This is a genomic window from Nocardia nepalensis, assembly GCF_048910785.1.
In the GTDB taxonomy this organism is placed as follows: Bacteria; Actinomycetota; Actinomycetes; order Mycobacteriales; family Mycobacteriaceae; genus Nocardia; species Nocardia nepalensis.
Genome location: NZ_JBKBET010000044.1, coordinates 135,284 through 151,358 on the forward strand (window position 1 = coordinate 135,284; position 16,075 = coordinate 151,358).

The 16,075-nt window shown below is 68.1% G+C and carries 14 protein-coding genes; 3 read left to right on the top strand and 11 right to left on the bottom strand.

Features of this window, described 5'->3' with window-relative positions:
* The first annotated feature begins 109 nt into the window (after positions 1–109).
* Positions 110–1,453: an FG-GAP repeat domain-containing protein gene (locus tag ACHQ4I_RS42320; protein WP_420777576.1), complete on the top strand. Its 1,344-nt coding sequence runs from the start codon at positions 110–112 to the stop codon at positions 1,451–1,453.
* 60 nt (positions 1,454–1,513) lie between these two features.
* Here ACHQ4I_RS42320 and ACHQ4I_RS42325 read toward each other — a convergent pair whose 3' ends face one another.
* The 7 genes from ACHQ4I_RS42325 to ACHQ4I_RS42355 form a co-directional block, all read right to left on the bottom strand.
* A complete protein-coding gene (locus ACHQ4I_RS42325) occupies positions 1,514–1,924 on the bottom strand; it encodes a hypothetical protein (protein ID WP_420777577.1) in 411 nt (136 codons plus the stop codon).
* A 278-nt stretch (positions 1,925–2,202) separates the two neighbouring features.
* Entirely contained in the window at positions 2,203–3,417 is a 1,215-nt protein-coding gene (locus tag ACHQ4I_RS42330) for an FG-GAP repeat domain-containing protein (RefSeq protein ID WP_420777578.1), read from the bottom strand.
* 9 nt (positions 3,418–3,426) lie between these two features.
* The gene (locus ACHQ4I_RS42335) at positions 3,427–5,145 is read right to left on the bottom strand and encodes an alpha/beta hydrolase family protein (protein WP_420777579.1); all 1,719 of its coding nucleotides are present in this window, start codon (positions 5,143–5,145) and stop codon (positions 3,427–3,429) included.
* Positions 5,146–5,327: 182 nt separating this feature from the next.
* Entirely contained in the window at positions 5,328–5,459 is a 132-nt protein-coding gene (locus tag ACHQ4I_RS42340) for a hypothetical protein (RefSeq protein WP_420777580.1), read from the bottom strand.
* Positions 5,460–5,497: 38 nt separating this feature from the next.
* On the bottom strand, positions 5,498–5,638 hold the full coding sequence (locus tag ACHQ4I_RS42345) for a hypothetical protein (RefSeq protein ID WP_420777581.1): 141 nt from the start codon (positions 5,636–5,638) through the stop codon (positions 5,498–5,500).
* A 5-nt stretch (positions 5,639–5,643) separates the two neighbouring features.
* Positions 5,644–6,552, bottom strand: coding sequence for an alpha/beta fold hydrolase (locus ACHQ4I_RS42350; protein ID WP_420777582.1), 909 nt, complete (start codon positions 6,550–6,552; stop codon positions 5,644–5,646).
* The gene (locus ACHQ4I_RS42355; RefSeq protein WP_420777583.1) at positions 6,552–6,983 is read right to left on the bottom strand and encodes an SRPBCC family protein; all 432 of its coding nucleotides are present in this window, start codon (positions 6,981–6,983) and stop codon (positions 6,552–6,554) included. Before ACHQ4I_RS42355 ends, ACHQ4I_RS42350 begins: the two co-directional genes overlap by 1 nt.
* Before the next feature lie 129 nt (positions 6,984–7,112).
* Between ACHQ4I_RS42355 and ACHQ4I_RS42360 the strand changes: the two genes are divergently transcribed.
* Together ACHQ4I_RS42360 and ACHQ4I_RS42365 are read left to right on the top strand one after the other, a co-directional pair.
* The gene (locus tag ACHQ4I_RS42360) at positions 7,113–9,824 is read left to right on the top strand and encodes an ATP-binding protein (RefSeq protein ID WP_420777584.1); all 2,712 of its coding nucleotides are present in this window, start codon (positions 7,113–7,115) and stop codon (positions 9,822–9,824) included.
* Positions 9,825–9,912: 88 nt separating this feature from the next.
* On the top strand, positions 9,913–10,953 hold the full coding sequence (locus tag ACHQ4I_RS42365) for an alpha/beta fold hydrolase (RefSeq protein ID WP_420777585.1): 1,041 nt from the start codon (positions 9,913–9,915) through the stop codon (positions 10,951–10,953).
* A gap of 117 nt (positions 10,954–11,070) precedes the next feature.
* Here the strand turns inward: ACHQ4I_RS42365 and ACHQ4I_RS42370 are convergent, their stop codons facing one another.
* From ACHQ4I_RS42370 to ACHQ4I_RS42385, 4 genes are all read right to left on the bottom strand, one after another.
* Positions 11,071–12,513: an aldehyde dehydrogenase gene (locus ACHQ4I_RS42370; RefSeq protein ID WP_420777586.1), complete on the bottom strand. Its 1,443-nt coding sequence runs from the start codon at positions 12,511–12,513 to the stop codon at positions 11,071–11,073.
* Positions 12,510–13,985, bottom strand: a complete 1,476-nt coding sequence (locus ACHQ4I_RS42375; RefSeq protein ID WP_420777587.1) for a dihydrolipoyl dehydrogenase family protein — start codon at positions 13,983–13,985, stop codon at positions 12,510–12,512. The genes ACHQ4I_RS42370 and ACHQ4I_RS42375 overlap by 4 nt, the downstream gene beginning before the upstream one ends.
* 37 nt (positions 13,986–14,022) lie before the next feature.
* Positions 14,023–14,874 carry an alpha/beta fold hydrolase gene (locus tag ACHQ4I_RS42380; RefSeq protein ID WP_420777588.1) on the bottom strand — a complete coding sequence of 284 codons (852 nt, stop codon included), beginning with the start codon at positions 14,872–14,874 and terminating at the stop codon, positions 14,023–14,025.
* A 158-nt stretch (positions 14,875–15,032) separates the two neighbouring features.
* Entirely contained in the window at positions 15,033–16,049 is a 1,017-nt protein-coding gene (locus ACHQ4I_RS42385) for a GlxA family transcriptional regulator (RefSeq protein WP_420777589.1), read from the bottom strand.
* Positions 16,050–16,075: the final 26 nt, after the last annotated feature.

A 16,075-nucleotide genomic window follows, 5' to 3' on the forward strand; every position in this document is an offset into this window, starting at 1 on the left:
CCGGCATCCTTTGGCCGGAAGTGCCAGTCCCCTGTCCGGTTCGGCCGTGGTGCGGCGCCGCGCCGGTCGATACGTTCGGGTGGTTTGTCGACGATGTCAGGAGTGTGGAGTGGGCACGAGATCGAAGGCGGAGACCCGGCGGTGGCGGGGCGTCGGGTCGAGGAAGCCGCGGCGAGGACTGGTGCTGACGGTCGCTGTTCCGGTCGCGGCCGCGGCCATGGTGACCGGGGGCGGCGAGGCGCAAGCGGCCGGGGGTGTCTCGTTCGCCCCGGCGCAGTTCTTCGATACCTCCGCCGGAGGACCGTTCTTCATCCGGGCGGTCGACCTCAATGACGACGGCAAGACCGATATCGCTACCTGCGATTCGCTACAGGGTGGGTGGGGCGGCATGTCGGTGCTCATCAATCACACCGAAAATGGTTCCGCCACGGCCGATTTCAGCGCTCCATTCAACGTGCCCGGTGTTCCGCTGGCGTTCGGCTGCAACGTAGCCGACGTGAACGGCGACGGTAAACCCGATCTGATCGGCACCGATGCCTCCAAGATCGGCGTGGGCGGTGTGGTGGCTATGCTCAATCACACCGAAAAGGGTTCGGATATACCGGTTTTCGGTCCTCCTCGATACTTCGCCGGTGGTCTCATGCCGGCGGTGGTGCAACCCGTCGACATCAACGACGACGGCAGGCCCGACCTCGTCGTCGGCGATACGGCCAATGCCTTCCTCGGCACCACCCAAGTACTGATGAACACCACCGAACCAGGCTCGGACGCAGCCACATTCAGCGGACCGTTCTTCTTCGACGGCGGCCTTACCACCGAGGGCATCGCCGCCGCCGATATCAACGACGACGGCACTGCGGACCTGGTGATCGGCGAAACCAGCTCCAGCACGGTCACCGTGCTGATGAACTTCACTCCGCCCGGTGCGATGGTGCCCGATCTGCGGCCCACCATGTACCTCGTTCCTGGCGCGACCTGGGTCGGTCTGGCGGACATGAACGCTGACGGCAAGCCGGATCTGATGGCCGACGTCGGCCTGTTCGGCAATCCGCTCGTCGGCATGTGGACTTCGGTGAACCGCACTCCCGCGGGCGCGCCAACTCCGGACTTCCAGACCCTGCTCGATGGCGCGCAGGCCCAGCAGGCGGGCGGCTGGGCGACCGAGAACACCGCCGTGGCCGACTACGACGGCGACGGCAAACCCGATGCGGCCCTTGCCAGTCCGTATCTGAACCCACGCAACCAGCTCACCGTGCTTCGCAATGTCACCGCGTCCGGAGCTCCGGCCATCGCCTTCGATCCGCCGCAACTGGTCGGCGACGCCGGCTGGACACCCAACTCGCTGGACACCGCCGATTTCAACAACGACGGCAAACCCGACCTGGTGGCGGGCGGCTTCCTCGCCATCACCGGCAGCCGATCCCTTGCCGTCCTGTTCAACAATCACGCCTGAACAACCGAGACCGCCTATCCGCGACGCTGTCGTCGGGTAGGCGGTCCCCTGGTCAGGATCTCAGTTGATGAACCGGAAGCACGCGCGCTGGCCGCGGTCGCCGATGGTGGCCGAGGACAGGCGCACCATGCGGTAGTCCTTGGCGGGGAGTTTGCTCAGGAATCCGTAGATGTAACCGCTGGAGCATTGGGTGGCTAGCGGATGCACCTCCTGCTCACCGGTTTTCGTCTCGAACACAATGGACCCCTTCGCGCAGTTCACATCGATGAAGGGGGCCATGTCGGCGAGCCAGCCGAGCAGGAATATCCGCCATTCCGGATCGACCGCCCACACCGCGCCGTCGAAGCTCACCCCCGCCGGGAACTGGTTGGTGTGCTTGAAGTCGAACCCCAGGATGTTGGCGTTGAAGTTGAACGGCGCAAGCAGCGGCGGCGCATTGGTTTCGACCGCCTCCGACGTGATGCTGGGCACAGTAATGTCGCGGTGGCGCAGGTGTTGTCGAACGGCGTCGCATCGGCCAGCAGGCCGAGTACCCCGGGCCGGATGTAGGGGTTCAGCGTCGCGATGTCGCCGTCGAACAGCGCACCGTTGGGCACGGTGGTGAAGTGGTTGATGCTGGTGCCGCCGAAGCTGGTGCCCCACGACAGGGTTGGCTCCACCGCACCGGCCTCGGGCGCGCCGAGGGTGGCCCCGACGGCCAGGATACTGCCGCACGCGGTCACGACCGCGGGAACGGATGTCCGCATGGCTCAGCCTCTCCGCGCGGAACGGTTGACGAGCACGGCGACGTCCTCGGACGCGCTGCTCATGGTGATCAGATCCGGATGCCCGTCGTTGTTCAGATCCGCCGTCACCGCGGCCTGCGGGCCGAGGCCGATGGTGTGCTGCTCCACGAACGTGAAGCCGCGACGCCCGTCGCCCTTGAAAATCATTGCGGTGGAAGGGATGTACTGCATGGCCGCGATATCGTTGATGCCGTCGCCGTCGAAGTCGCCGACGGCCACCGCGCACGGCGCGAGCGCCGGTCCGACGAGGTTGGGCGGCCCGAAGTTGCCGTGCCCGTCGCCGTAGTGGATGCCCGCGCTGAAGCCGGCGATATTGGCCGTCACCAGGTCCAGATTGCCGTCGGCGTCCACATCGGCGAGCTTCAGGTCCTCGCTCGGGAGCGCGGCAAGATTCCAACGGGGAGCTTCGAATCCGCCACGTCGGTCGTTGACCATGACCCACACCCCGGAGGTCGCCAGATCATGGAAGGCCAGATCCGGATAACCGTCGTTGTCGACATCACCGGCCAGCACACTGGCCTTGGCCACGCCGACGCCGAACCACTGCGGCGCGGCGAAGTGCCCTCGGCCGTCACCTCGCATGATGCCCACCCCGCCGGGCGCGGGCAGCAGACTGTTGAAGGCCAGATCGACCGCGCCGTCCTGATCGAAGTCCGCCAGCGACACACCGAAGGGGATGCCGCCGGTGCGGTAGGTGACATTCGGGTTGAAGTCGGTCGAATAGGTCCGGTCGACGTGGAAAGTGCCGTGGCCGTCGTTGATCAGCACGGCGAGGCTGAGGAAGTCCCCGACCACGAGATCCGGGCTGCCGTCACCGTCGAGGTCGGCGGCCGCCACCGCGTTCGCGCCGATCTCGGTGTTCACGAACTGATTTCGCCGCAGCCGGCCGGTGCCGTCGCCGAATAGGATGCCGACGCCGTCGACGAGGCCGGTGGCAGCCACATCCGGAAATCCGTCGCTGTTGAAATCTCCGGTCGCCATGGTCTGCGACCCCACACCGGGGCCGAGGCCGCCCACGTTGTACTGCACGGAGTCATGAAAGATGGGATCGGGCCCGCCCGAACCCGAGGCGGATCCGGAGGACAGCGGCTCGGCGGCGGCGGCCGCACCGGCCAGCATCAGGGTGAGGGCCGCGCCTGCGGCGCACAGGCACCGCAGGCGAGTCGTGTTGGTGTGCAAGGTCTTTCCTCAATCTTGCCGAATGCAGTCGTACCAGCCCGGACTGCTCGTCAGGTTCTGGATGAAGATCTGTGGGCGGAGGATCTGCTCGATGGTGGCGCGATCGGGAATGGTCACGCAGTAGCTGGGCCCGTAGTGGCCCTGGGGCGCGAATTCCGTTGCCACGGCGCGGGACAGCCCGTCGTGCGATTTGCTCAGCGCATCGCAGGCGGACTGGTCGGCATCGGCGCGGCCGTAGCAGTTGAACCAGCTCATGGTGTAATGCACCGACAGCGCAGGCGATTTCGGGTTGTGCGGCACGCCGAGCCAGTTGATGGAATCGCCGTGGCTGCCGGCCTCGTAGGTAATGAACATCATCGGGTTGGTGCTACGCGGATCGCGGCGTTCCATGTCGTAGAGGTCCTTGGTGCCGATGGGACCGTCGGTGGGCTGGAACACCGGGTTGGGGAAGATGATCCCGTACTGGTTGAGGGCGGGAATGTCGATGTCCGCGGTCTGCCACTGCACCGCTGCCGAGGCCACATGCTGGGTGAATCCGGACATCAGGGACGCCGCGGCGACCTTGGGCAGCGGACGACCGTCGTAACCGTGCCCCTTGTCCTGATAGTTCAGGTAGGAGGACATGCCGATCGAACCGACCGACTGGCCCCAGAGGTTGATGTGGTCCAGGTCGAGGATGTCCAGCCACGGGTTGCGCTGATTCTCCCCCGCCGGCGCGTAGGCGGGATTGATCCGCACCAGGCGCGGATTCTGCAGGCGCAACAGATTTCCGATCTCGTTCCGCAGATCGGTGATCGGCACGATGTCCTGTCCAGCCACCCAGCGGGTGACGTCCTGCGCGTCCAGGCAGGAGCCAGGCGCGAAGCAGGTCTCCACCTGTAGCAGCGGCGTGAGCAGATCCAACGCGTTGCCGTCGCTGGCAGGCTGACCCGCCTGGGCGAAGGTGTAGCTGATGTATCCGTTGCGCGCGGCGTTCTGGGCGTACATCGCGATATCGTTCTGCGACTCCGAGGCGCCCGGGAAACCAATGGTCACTGGATATTTGTCCCGTCCCGGATTGTCGGGGTCGACGCCTGCGGGAAAGAAGACTTTGCCGGCCAGTGTGATACCGCGGGCATTCACCATCTGGATTTTCTCGACCGTGCCCAGCTTGAATGCCGCGCCGGAATCACCTGCGGCGCAAGAGCCGTCGACAGTCTCGTACCAGATGCTGCCATCGGATCTGTTGCACGGCAGCCGGAACTTCGCCTTCGCGTAGGCCGGGTCGTCGTAGGTGTCGTCGTGCATCGCGTCGTCGATATCCGCGACACCGAATACGCCATTGTTGTTCCAATCCGGCGTGTACCCCGGATGCGGAGGAAACCCGAGGTTGAACGGCGCGACGTGGGTGAGCGCATCCCAGATGCGCTGCGCCGCCGCCGATGCGGCCACGGCGCCGTCCGGGGTATGCCAGGTCTGCGGTTTCGTCAAATCGACGAACGGTTCCGCGAGCCGGCCGAGGTTGGTGAGAATGCCGGCCCTGACGAAATAGTCGAGCTGGCCGGGCGTCAACGCGTCCACGACGGTACCGCTGAAAAGCTGTCCGACTTGGGCGAATACGTAGGACGGGTCGGGTGGTTGCGGCTCGGGATAGGGATCCGCAGCAGCCGGAGTCACCCCCGAGACCGCCACCGACAAGGCCGCGCCAACAGTGAGTAAAGCGCGGGTTAGACGACGTGGGCGAGACACCCGATCCTCCCTCTGACAAAGAACGGAAGCTGCGCGCCGGGCCGTCCATCGCCGTGTTTTCGGCCGGAACGGGGCGCCTGGATAGACCGTACGAGCAGAATGTGACGGCGGTCATGGCACGAATCGCCAGACCATTGACTTCCTTCGCCATCGCATTCGCCGCGAATCGCCCGGGCAACTGGTTATTTCGCGGTGGATCGCGGTGACCGGGACTTCCAGACCAGCAGTGCGGCCTGTGCGATGAAAAAGACGCCGCCGCCGGTGGCGTAGACGGACAGGACATCCAGGGATGGGGACTGGTCCCCACCGGCCACGGGATTTCCGTGGCCGGTGGGCATTTTCATTCGGATCGCTAGCCCAAGAGATCCCGGACGGCGGGCCCCCGTCCGTGCAGTACCGCGGCCTCCGCCCAGAGCCACAGCCACACCGGGCCTGCGAAAACCATTGCCACACCGGCCGGGTCGCTCCAGCGGAACGCACGAAACGAGCGCATGCCGATCACCCTTTTCGTGCGAAGACGAATTCCCGGACCGCGTCGGCGAAGCGCTGGGGTTCCTCCAGATGCCCCATATGCCCGCTGTGTTCCAGGACGAGCAGCCGCGAATCGGGGATCAGTTCGTGCAGTTCCCGTCCCCAGCGCGGTCCGCAGATGACATCGAGGCGGCCCACGATGACCAGCGTCGACACGGTCGAGTTCGGCAGGTCGGCGCGGTCGTCGATGAGATCGGGAGACCGGTCCGCGTCCAGTCCCGAGATATAGGTCGCCCGCAGACCTGCGCGGAACGCAGCCCACCGCTGCCCATCGCCCCAGTAGTCGGCGAAATAGGACGGCAGGATGCCGCGCGCAACCGCGAGGGTCTGTTCGTCGCTCGAAATATCCTGCATCGCAGCGAATGCCGCGAGCACTTCGGCCAGTTCGGGCCGGTCGGCGTGCGCGGCGGCGAACTCCTGGATCCGGCGCGTGGCCTCGGCCCCGTGTTCGGCGCCGGTGACCGGTGCGCCCTCGTACAGGATGACACCCGCGAGCCCGGCCGAGCGGTGCAACGCATGGTAAGCGGCGACGAATGCCCCGTGCGAGTGGCCGAGCAGATACACCTCGGGCACGCCGAGATGATCGATCAGCCGTTGCAGCGCACGGCTGTAGCGCTCCCGGGTGTAGCCGTGCGGATGCGTTGGCAGTCGGCCGGACTCGCCGGTTCCGAGCGCCTCGACGTACACCATGGTCAGGTGTTGCTCCAGCGCGGGCATGCGCAGGTACTCCCAGAAGATCCCGGGGCCGCCGGGGTGGGCGACGCAGACGGGCCCGCGGCCGTACACGTGATACCGCTGGGAGATGCCGTCGGAATCGAAGGTGTGCACACCGGGTGCGAGCCGCTCGGTGTCCGCCGTCGAGTGCGGTGTGGACATCACGCGACCGCCCGCAAGGGGTCCGCGAAGGATTTGCGCAGCGAGGAAGGGCCGACCAGCGGCAGCAGCGCCGCCAGTAGCTTGCCCTTGAACGCCTGCGGCGTCCTGGTCAGTTCGACATCGACGCGCGTGCCGTTCACTTCGGGCGTGGCGCGGAAGACCCAGCCGCCGCCCGCGCCGAAGAGCTTGGAGTCCAGCGTGGTGATCGTGACGGTGTCACCGGCCGGATCCCATTCGTAGCGGGCCCGTTCCCAGGCGGCGGCGGTGCCCTCGGTGACCTCGGCCCAGTTGTCGCCGCGGTCGTGGACGACGAAGTGCTCGGCGTCGATGGACGGCCACAGCTCGACGCGGGCGGGTCCGAAGTCGGTGAGCACCCGCACGACCTCGGCGGGAGTCAGAGTGGACAAGAGGGAGAAACGAACGGTAGGCATGGAAATACCCTCGCCGCCGCGGCCGGGGCGCCGAATCTGTCGGTTGACGCTGAGGTGACGTAATCCTGTTTCGGTAATGTCGCGGCAGGTCCCGTATGCCGTCATGGGTCCGGGAGGAGAGCGCCGCATATGCCGATGGTCGGACGAGACACCGAGCTGAAAGACCTGGCCGCGCTCGTGGACGGCCCTGTCGACCGCAGCGGCATCGTGATCGAGGGGGAACCCGGGATCGGAAAGTCGGCGCTCGTCGAGGAGACGGTCGCCGCGGCGGCCGTCGCGGGCCTGCGAGTACTGCGGACCGCGGGTGTGGAAGCCGAACATGGTCTCGCCTATGCCGGACTGCATCGACTGCTGTACCCGCTGCGCCGCGAGTTCGATGCCCTGCCCGCGCGCCAGCTCGACGCGCTGACGACCGCTTTGGGCATGTCGGATGCCGACGATGAGCCGAGCCTGCACCTGGTGGGGCTCGCCGCCCTGACCCTGCTGGCCGATTCGGCGGCCGAGCGGCCGCTGCTGGTCGTCGCCGAGGACGTGCACTGGCTCGATCCAGCCAGCGCCGAGGTACTAGCCTTCGTCGCGCGCCGCATCGACTCCGAACCCGTTGCCATGCTCGCCACGGCGCGCGGCGGCGCGAGCTCACCGCTGCACGACGCCGGGCTGACCGTCATGCGGCTCGGTCCGCTGCCCGAGGCCGACGCGACCGCACTGCTCGACAGCACCGCACCGGACCTGCCCGCTCAGGTCCGCCGCCGCGTACTCGCCGAGGCGCACGGCAACCCACTGGCGCTGACCGAACTGCCAACGGCCGCTATGGATCTCGCCGAACTCGCGCCGACCCTGCCGCTGACCGAACGCCTGGAACGGGCCTTCTCGACGCGCGGTGCCACGCTGCCCGAGCGCACCCGATCGGCGTTGCTCGTCGCGGCGCTCGACGACAGCGATTCGCTCACCGAAACACTTTCTGCCGCGGGGATTCTCCTGGGATCGGCGGTGGGGGCCGAGATCCTCGCGCCCGCCGTGGCGGCCCGGTTGATCGACATCGGTTCCGGCACGGTGACTTTCCGCCATCCGCTGGTGCGCTCGGCCCTCGCGGCAGCGGCGTCGGCCGAGGAGCGCCGCCGCGCGCACCAGGCGCTCGCCGACCTGCTCACCGAATCTCCGGATCGCCAGGTATGGCATCGGGCGGCGAGCGTGGCCGGCGCCGACGAGGAGGTGGCCGCGGCACTCGAGGACGCCGCCGAACGGTCGCGCCACCGCGGCGGTGCGATGGCGGCACTGGAACGTGCCGCGGCCCTCAGCGACATCCCCGGCCGGCGCGCGGATCGCCTGCTGCGCGCGGCCGAACTGGCCGTCGACTCCGGTCTCCGAGACAGTGCCGAACGACTGGTCGACGCCGCGCGCACCCTTGCCCTCACGACCGCGCAGGAGGCCACCGCGAACTGGCTGCTCAGCGGGTTCGAGGATGGAATGCGTGAAAGCCCGTCGCGCATAGGCGAACTGGCCGCGCTCGCGGCCTCCGTCGCCGCCGACGGGTTCCCGGATCCCGCACTGCGGATCCTGTGGGGTGCGGCCATGCGGTGCTTCTGGTCCGAACCCGGGCCCGAAACCCGGCGCGCCGTGCTCGTGGTCGCCGACACCTTTCACCTTCCCGACGGTGATCCTCGCAAGGTCGCGATCGACTCGATCGTGGCCCCGTTCGAGCGGGGAGAACAGGTCCTCGGCCACCTGCGCGCGTTGGCCGCGACGGAGCGCGACCCGGAGGTCGATCACTTTCTCAGCAGCGCGGCATTCCAGGTCGGCGCCTTCGACCTCGCCGCGCAGTTCTCCGGCGCGGCCGCGCCCGGATTCCGTTCCGCCGGGCGGCTGGGACTGCTGACCCGCGCACTCGCGATCCAAGCCTGGAGCCTGGCCCGGCTCGGCGACCTGGCCGCCGCCGCGCCCATCGCGGCCGAGGCCGCGGACTTCGCGGCGGAGACCGGGCAGCCCTTCATGCATGCGGCGGTCATCGCCGTACAGGCCGAAATCGCGGCTCTGCGTGGCGATTACCCGCAGGCCGCGGCACTCGCGGCGGAGGCCGAACGGACTGGACTGGCCGCCGCCGTGCGCCCGGTGCTGGCGACCGTGCAGCTCACCCGCGGGCTCATCGCGCTCGGTGAGGGCCGATTCGACGACGCCTTCACCGATCTGGCCCGCCTCCACGATCCGCGCGATCCGTCGTATTCGCTGGCGCTGCGCGCGTGTTTCCTCACCGAGCTCGCCGAGGCGGCGGTTCGCGCCGGGCAGGCCGAAGCCATGGCGGAGTTGCTGCGCGGATTGGAATCTGCGGCGGCGTCCACGCCGTCGCCCGCCCTGCACATCGGAATGCGTTACGCCCGAGCGGTTCTCGCGGGTGACGGGGCTGGGAAGCTGTTCGCCGCGGCGCTGGAGGCGGATCTCACCGGCTGGCCCGCCGAGCGCGGCCGCCTGCATCTGGCCTATGGCGAGTGGCTGCGGCGGCAGCGCCGGGTCGTCGAGTCCCGCACCCATTTGCGCACGGCCCGAGAGACTTTCGACGCCCTCGGCTTCGCGGCGTGGAGCGAGCGGGCCCGGCTGGAACTGCGCAGCGCGGGCGAATCGAGCCCGAATCGCGACCCCGACGCCCGCGAACGGCTCACCCCGCACGAGCTGAGCATCGCGCAGCTCGCGGCGCAGGGATTGACCAATCGGGAGATCGGGCAGCGGTTGTACCTGTCGCACCGGACCGTGAGCACCCACCTGCACCGCATCTTCCCGAAGCTCGGCATCAGTTCACGCGGCGACCTCGCGGCGCTGCTGCCCACCGCGGAGGAAACGGCCGGCTGATCAAACGGTCGCCCACGCGAGGAGATCGACATCGATTACGTCATCCGACGCACGCGACGCCGCTGGTGCGCTGCCTAGCGTCGACGGCATGGACATCAACCGACGACGACTTTTCGGTGGAGCGCTCGCGGCGGGGATGGTCGCGACCTCCCTCGGCGCCTGCGCCACGGACTCCGCCACCGTGCCCGCGACCGCTACCCCGGGCACGGCCCTGCGGGTGGGATCGGGTGCCAATACCAGCCTGGGCCCGATCAAGAAGATCGACGCCGGTGTCCTCACCGTCGCCTATGCCGAATTCGGGCCCGCCACCGGGCAACCGGTGATCCTGCTGCACGGCTGGCCCTACGACGCCTACAGCTACGCCGATGTCGGCCCGCTGCTCGCGGCGGCCGGCTACCGGGTGCTCGTCCCGTTCCTGCGTGGCTACGGTGAGACCACCTTCCTGTCCGCCCAGACTGTCCGCAACGGGCAGCAGTCGGCGATCGCGCGCGACATCGTCGACTTCATGGACGCCCTGCACATCGACAAGGCCGTGCTCGGCGGATTCGACTGGGGCGCACGCACGGTCGACATCATCGCCGCACTGTGGCCACAACGGGTCAAGGCGATGGTCGCGGTGAGCGGATACATCATCACCGTGCAGGCGGCACAGCAGCAGCCGCTGCCGCCGGAGGCCGAACTCGGCTGGTGGTACCAGTACTACTTCGCCACCGAACGCGGTCGCCTCGGATACACCCGCAACCGCCACGATTTCAACAAACTCATCTGGCGGCGCGCCTCCCCGGCGTGGAATTTCGACGACACCACCTACGACCGCAGCGCCACCGCCTTCGACAACCCCGACCACGTCGACATCGTCATATCCAACTACCGCTGGCGGCTCAGCCTGGCACCGGGCGAGCCGCAGTACGACGCCTACGAACAGCAACTCGCCACCGGACCGGCCATCACCGTGCCCGCCATCACGATCAGCAGCGACTTCGACGGCGCGGCCAAGGACGGCAAGGGTTACCGCGACAAGTTCACCGGGAAGTATGAACACCGCGTCCTCGACGGCATCGGGCACAACGTCCCGCAGGAAGCACCACACCCGTTCGCCCAGGCGATCATCGACGCCGACCACCTGTGACGGTCACCGAAACCACTGTCGCACAGCCGATATCCGGCGCGGGCACCGCGGTGCCCGCGCCGGACTCGGTTACTGCCGCTTCTCCACCTTCAATGCCATGGGTCGTCGACTCTGGTGTCAGACCGTGATCGTCTGGTATTCGGTGTACTGGCCCAGGCCGACCGTGCCGTACTCTCGGCCGATCCCGCTGGCCTTGAATCCCCCGAAGGGACCGTCGAATCCGACCGGCGCACCGTTGATGGTGACCGTGCCGGTCCGGATCCGGCGGGCGATGGCCAAGGCCGCGGCCTCGTCCGCCGACCACACGCCACCGGAGAGCCCGTAGTCGGAATCATTGGCGATGCGGACCGCGTCGTCGACGTCCTCGTAGGCGAGGACGACCAGGACCGGACCGAAGATCTCCTCCCGCGCGATGCGCATGGTCGGCGTGACATCGGCGAAAACCGTTGGTGTGACGTAGAAGCCGTCCCGCAAGCCGGGCGGAACCTGCGGGCCGCCGCAGACCAGGCGCGCGCCTTCACCGATACCGACCTCGATGTAGTCGCGGACTCGCTGTCGCTGATCGCCGCGAACCATTGGTCCGATGAAGGTTTCCGGATCGCGCGGATCACCTACCGGCAAGGATTCGACCAGCGCCGCCAGCGCCGCGACCACCTCCTCGTAGCGGGAGCGCGGGGCGAGGATCCGCGTTTGGGCAATGCAGGACTCGCCGTTGTTCAATAGCGAACCGAACTTCAGGCCATTCATCACCGCGGTCAGATCGGCATCGGGCAGGATCACCGCCGCCGATTTGCCGCCCAGTTCGAGGCTCACCCGTTTGAGCTGCGCGCCCGCGATGGACGCGATCCTGCGTCCGGCCCCGGTCGAACCGGTGAACGCGATCTTGTCCACCTGCGGATGCGAGATCAGGTACTCACTCGTTTTCCGATCCGCGGGCAGCACGCTGATCACGCCTTCCGGCAGGCCGATCCGATCCAGCAGCTCGGCCAGCAGACCCATACTCAGTGAATTCTCCGAAGATACCTTCAGCACCACCGAATTTCCGGCGAGCAATGCGGGAAGGATCTTCGATGTCGCGGACGAGAACGGGGAATTCCACGGGATCACCGCCGCCACCACGCCGACCGGTTCGCGCCGCACCACAGTGCGTACGCCCCCATCCGGGTCCGACGGTGCGAGCGTGCGCTCCCAGTCGAAATGCTCTGCGGCCGCGAGGTAGGCATTCGCCTGCCGGGTCAGACCGGCCTGACCGGCCTTGGTGAACCATGCGGCGGAACCGTTTTCGGCGGTGATGAGCTCCGCGATCCGGTCGGCCGCCGCCTCGCGCAGCGTATTGAACCGTCGCAGCGATGCGATTCGCTCAGCGGGCGGGGTGTCGCGCCACACGCGGCTTTCAAAGGCGGTGTGCGCCGCCGCCACCGCGCGGTCCACGTCGACGGGTTGCGCCTGCGCCGCCCGGCCGATGACCGATAGATCGTGTGGAGACAGGATTTCCAGCAGCGCCGGTTCGCTTGGTTCAGTCCACGAACCGCCGACGTAGAGCCGGTCGTAGGTGATCATCTGGCTTCTCCTGTGGCAAGCGAATGCTGTTGGTCGCGATAGGTTTCCAGCAACCGCAGCCAGACCTCGCTGATGGTGGGGAACGACGGGACCGCGTGCCAGAGCCGGTCGAGCGGGACCTCGCCGGTGATGGCGATAGTGGCCGAGTGCAGCAGCTCGGCGACGCCTGGTCCGGCGAAGGTAGCGCCGACGATCACCCGACGCCGCGGATCGATCAGGACGCGGGCCCGCCCTCGATAGCCGGGGTCGTGTTGGATCGCGCCAGCGACCCGGCCGATGTCGTAGTCGACCACATCCACGACCCGCTCGGCGCTTGCGGCGTCTTCGGTGGTGAGGCCGACCGCCGCGATCTCCGGATCGGTGAAAACGACCTGCGGCACAGCCTCGAGGTCGGCGGTCCCGGCGTGCGGGCCCCAACGGGCGGTGTCCAGTGCCAGCCCGCGCGCCCGGGCGGCGATGACCGACCCGGCGATACGGGCTTGGTACTTGCCCTGATGGGTAAGCAGCGCGCGGTGATTGACGTCCCCGACCGCGTACAGCCACTCGCCCTCGACGGCGGACACGGTGAAGGTGTCGTCGGTGGTGAGCCAGTCCCCCGGCGTCAGACCGACGGTGTCGAGACCGATGTCCTCGGTCCGTGGTGCGCGTCCGGTCGCGAGCAACAGCTCGTCGGCGACCAGCCGGGTGCCGTCGGCGAGGGTGAGGTGGATGCCGTCGTCGGGTCCGCCCGCGCGTTCGGCGGCGGTAATGGTGGTACCGAATCGCAGCTGCACACCGGCTTCCCGGAGCCGCTCGGCGACCAGGTCCGCGGCGAAGGTTTCCACGCGGCCCAACAGCCGGGGCTCGCGGGCGATGAGCGTGACCCGCGCGCCCAGCGCCTGCCAGGCGGCGGCCATTTCGGTGGCGACCACCCCGGCTCCGAGAATCGCGAGCCGGTCCGGTACTTCCCGGGCGCTGGTGGCTTCGCGACTTGTCCACGGCCGCACGGCATCCAGGCCCGGCAGCGGCGGCAGGGCCGCGGAAGTGCCGGTGCACACGGCCACCGCGTGCCGGGCGGTGAGCCGCACAGTGTCGCCCTCGGGCGCGTGGACGGTCACCCGCCGGGGACCGTCGAGGCGGCCGTGACCGCGGACGAGGTCGACCTCGACGGCGTCGAGCCAGTCGACCTGGTCCCGGTCGTTCCAGTCGGCCGCCATACGGTCGCGGTGTTTCAGCACCGCGGCCGCGTCGAGCTGGCCGGTGACCGCGGCGGCGACGCCGGGGAAGCGTGCGGCCTCGCGGTAGAGCAGGGCGGGGCGCAGCAGGGCCTTACTGGGTTCACAAGCCCAGTACGAGCATTCGCCGCCGACCAGTTCGGATTCGACGATCACTGTGCTCAGCCCGGCGGCGCGGGTGCGGTCGGCGACATTCTCACCGACCGGTCCGGCTCCGACGACCACGACGTCGTAGGTGCGAATTTCCTTGTCGGACATGGGTGATCGTGTTCTCCTCGAAGGTCTTTCGCGACGGTCAGTGGGCGGCGGAATTGCGCGCGGCCTGCTCGATCACATCGGCGACCAGATCGGGATGGGAGACGGCGACCGAATGCGATGCGGCGACCTCGGTGACCTGTGCATGGGCCCGCTCGGCCATGAACCGCTGCGCCGCGGCCGGGATGTTGAGGTCCTGGGTGGTGACCACATCCCAGCTGGGCTTGTCGGTCCAGGCGGCGACGGTGGCCTTCTCCTCGAGTGCGGCCTGGACGATCGGGCGTTGGGCGGCGGCCGCCAGGGCGGCGCGGTCGGCGGGGACGTCGGCGGCGAACTGGTCGTGGAACTTGTCCCGCTGGATGTACAGATCGGTGCCGGGGCTGCCGTCGGGATTGGTGAACGGGACCGGGTCGAGCGTGCCGGGCAAAGTGGACCCGGGGAACTTTCCGGTCAGCTCGAGCGCGGTTTCACCGGGAGCGGGCAGGAATGCCGCCACGTAAACCAGCGCCTTCACCTGATCGCTCCCCGCCGCGGCGGTGCTGATGACCGATCCACCATAGGAGTGCCCGACCAGGATGACGGGACCGTTGATGTGGCTGATCAACCCCCGCAGGGTAGTCGCGTCAGCGACGGGGCCGCGCAGCGGATTGGCCGCCGCGACAACGGGATACCGATCCTTGCGGAGCTTGTCGATGACGTCGTTCCAGCTCGATCCGTCCGCGAACGCACCATGCACCAAGACGATGGTCGGCTTCGGCGCGTCCTCGGTCGGCCCGGCATGGGTGGTGCTCGCGGTGCACGCGACGGCGAGGCTACCGGCGGCCACTGCGGCCGTGATCGCCGCGATCGCCCGGGCCGCGCGCCGCGTACGGGGGCGTCGAATGTCGACCATGTCGTTGTCCTTTCGAGGAACGGTGAACCAGCTTGTGCGGATTCCACTGTCGGTCGCGCCCCCCTGTCGCCACATCTGTCAACTGACGCCGACCATGACGTAGTCAATAGCGCCCGCCCCACCGCGCGCCCCTCGCTGCGGGCCGCGAATCCGCCGGATCAGGACACCGCCCGCACTTGCTCGTCCTCGAGCACCACCGCCGATCCGGTCGATCGGAACCGCTGCTGATACTTGCGTGGTGAGATCCCGAGGCGCGCAACGAATGCCCGGCGCAATGCCTCGCTGTTGCCGAATCCGGCGGCGACGGCCGCCTCGGTCACCGAATGCCCGGCATGCAGCAGATCGCGGGCCGTGCAGAAACGAATGAAACCCACATAGTCGGCGGGCGAGCGTTCCAACTCCGAGCGGAACAGCCTGGTCAGATGACGCACACTGACCTGCGCATGCGCGGCCAGCGTCTGCACCGTATGCGGAGACGCCGGATCCGCACAGATCAGATCCACCACCCGCCGCACCAAGGCGCTGCGCGGTGCGGGCCCGGTCAGCGATGCCGAGAACTGTGATTGCCCACCCGCCCGCTGCATGTAGACGACCAGCGACTGCGCCACCCGCCGCGCGATATCCGCCCCGTGGTCCTCCTCCACCAACGCGAGCGCCACATCGACCCCGGCCACCACGCCGGCCGAGCTGTACAGGTTCCCGTCCCGCACGAAGATAGCGTCCGGCCGCACGTCGACCTTCGGATACCGGTGCGCCAGTTCGGGTGTGAACTTCCAGTGCGTGGTCGCCTGCCTGCCGTCCAGCAGTCCCAGTCCGGCCAGCACGAACGCGCCGCTGCAGATCGAAACCAGCCGACGAGTTTTCGCCGAGAGCGCACGGGCCGCGGCCAAGACCTCGTCGGTGACGAACCGCGCGGGCGGCAGTTCGCTGCCCGGAATCACGACCGTGTCGAAACGTCCGGCGTCGGTCGCCGCGCCGCTCACCTCGATCCGGCTGCCGAGCGAGGTCTGCACGCTGCGGCCGTCGGGCGAGACCAACACCACCTCATAGTCGAGTACCGACTGATTCGCTTCGACGAAGACCTCTGCCGGACCGACGAAATCGAGTGTTTTGACACCGTCGAAGACCAGGAAGCCGATGCGGCGGCGAGATTTTCCAGCTAGCGAGGAAGACATGTCAACCATTATTGTGGAGGCGCGGC

What these genes read in the sequence shown, in the direction of transcription:
- ACHQ4I_RS42345 (WP_420777581.1), bottom strand. Translation starts at nt 5,638, where the DNA reads ATGCGCTCGTTTCGTGCGTTCCGCTGGAGCGACCCGGCCGGTGTGGCA.
- ACHQ4I_RS42350 (WP_420777582.1), bottom strand. Translation starts at nt 6,552, where the DNA reads ATGTCCACACCGCACTCGACGGCGGACACCGAGCGGCTCGCACCCGGT.
- ACHQ4I_RS42355 (WP_420777583.1), bottom strand. Translation starts at nt 6,983, where the DNA reads ATGCCTACCGTTCGTTTCTCCCTCTTGTCCACTCTGACTCCCGCCGAG.
- ACHQ4I_RS42360 (WP_420777584.1), top strand. Translation starts at nt 7,113, where the DNA reads ATGCCGATGGTCGGACGAGACACCGAGCTGAAAGACCTGGCCGCGCTC.
- ACHQ4I_RS42365 (WP_420777585.1), top strand. Translation starts at nt 9,913, where the DNA reads ATGGACATCAACCGACGACGACTTTTCGGTGGAGCGCTCGCGGCGGGG.
- ACHQ4I_RS42370 (WP_420777586.1), bottom strand. Translation starts at nt 12,513, where the DNA reads ATGATCACCTACGACCGGCTCTACGTCGGCGGTTCGTGGACTGAACCA.
- ACHQ4I_RS42375 (WP_420777587.1), bottom strand. Translation starts at nt 13,985, where the DNA reads ATGTCCGACAAGGAAATTCGCACCTACGACGTCGTGGTCGTCGGAGCC.
- ACHQ4I_RS42380 (WP_420777588.1), bottom strand. Translation starts at nt 14,874, where the DNA reads ATGGTCGACATTCGACGCCCCCGTACGCGGCGCGCGGCCCGGGCGATC.
- ACHQ4I_RS42385 (WP_420777589.1), bottom strand. Translation starts at nt 16,049, where the DNA reads ATGTCTTCCTCGCTAGCTGGAAAATCTCGCCGCCGCATCGGCTTCCTG.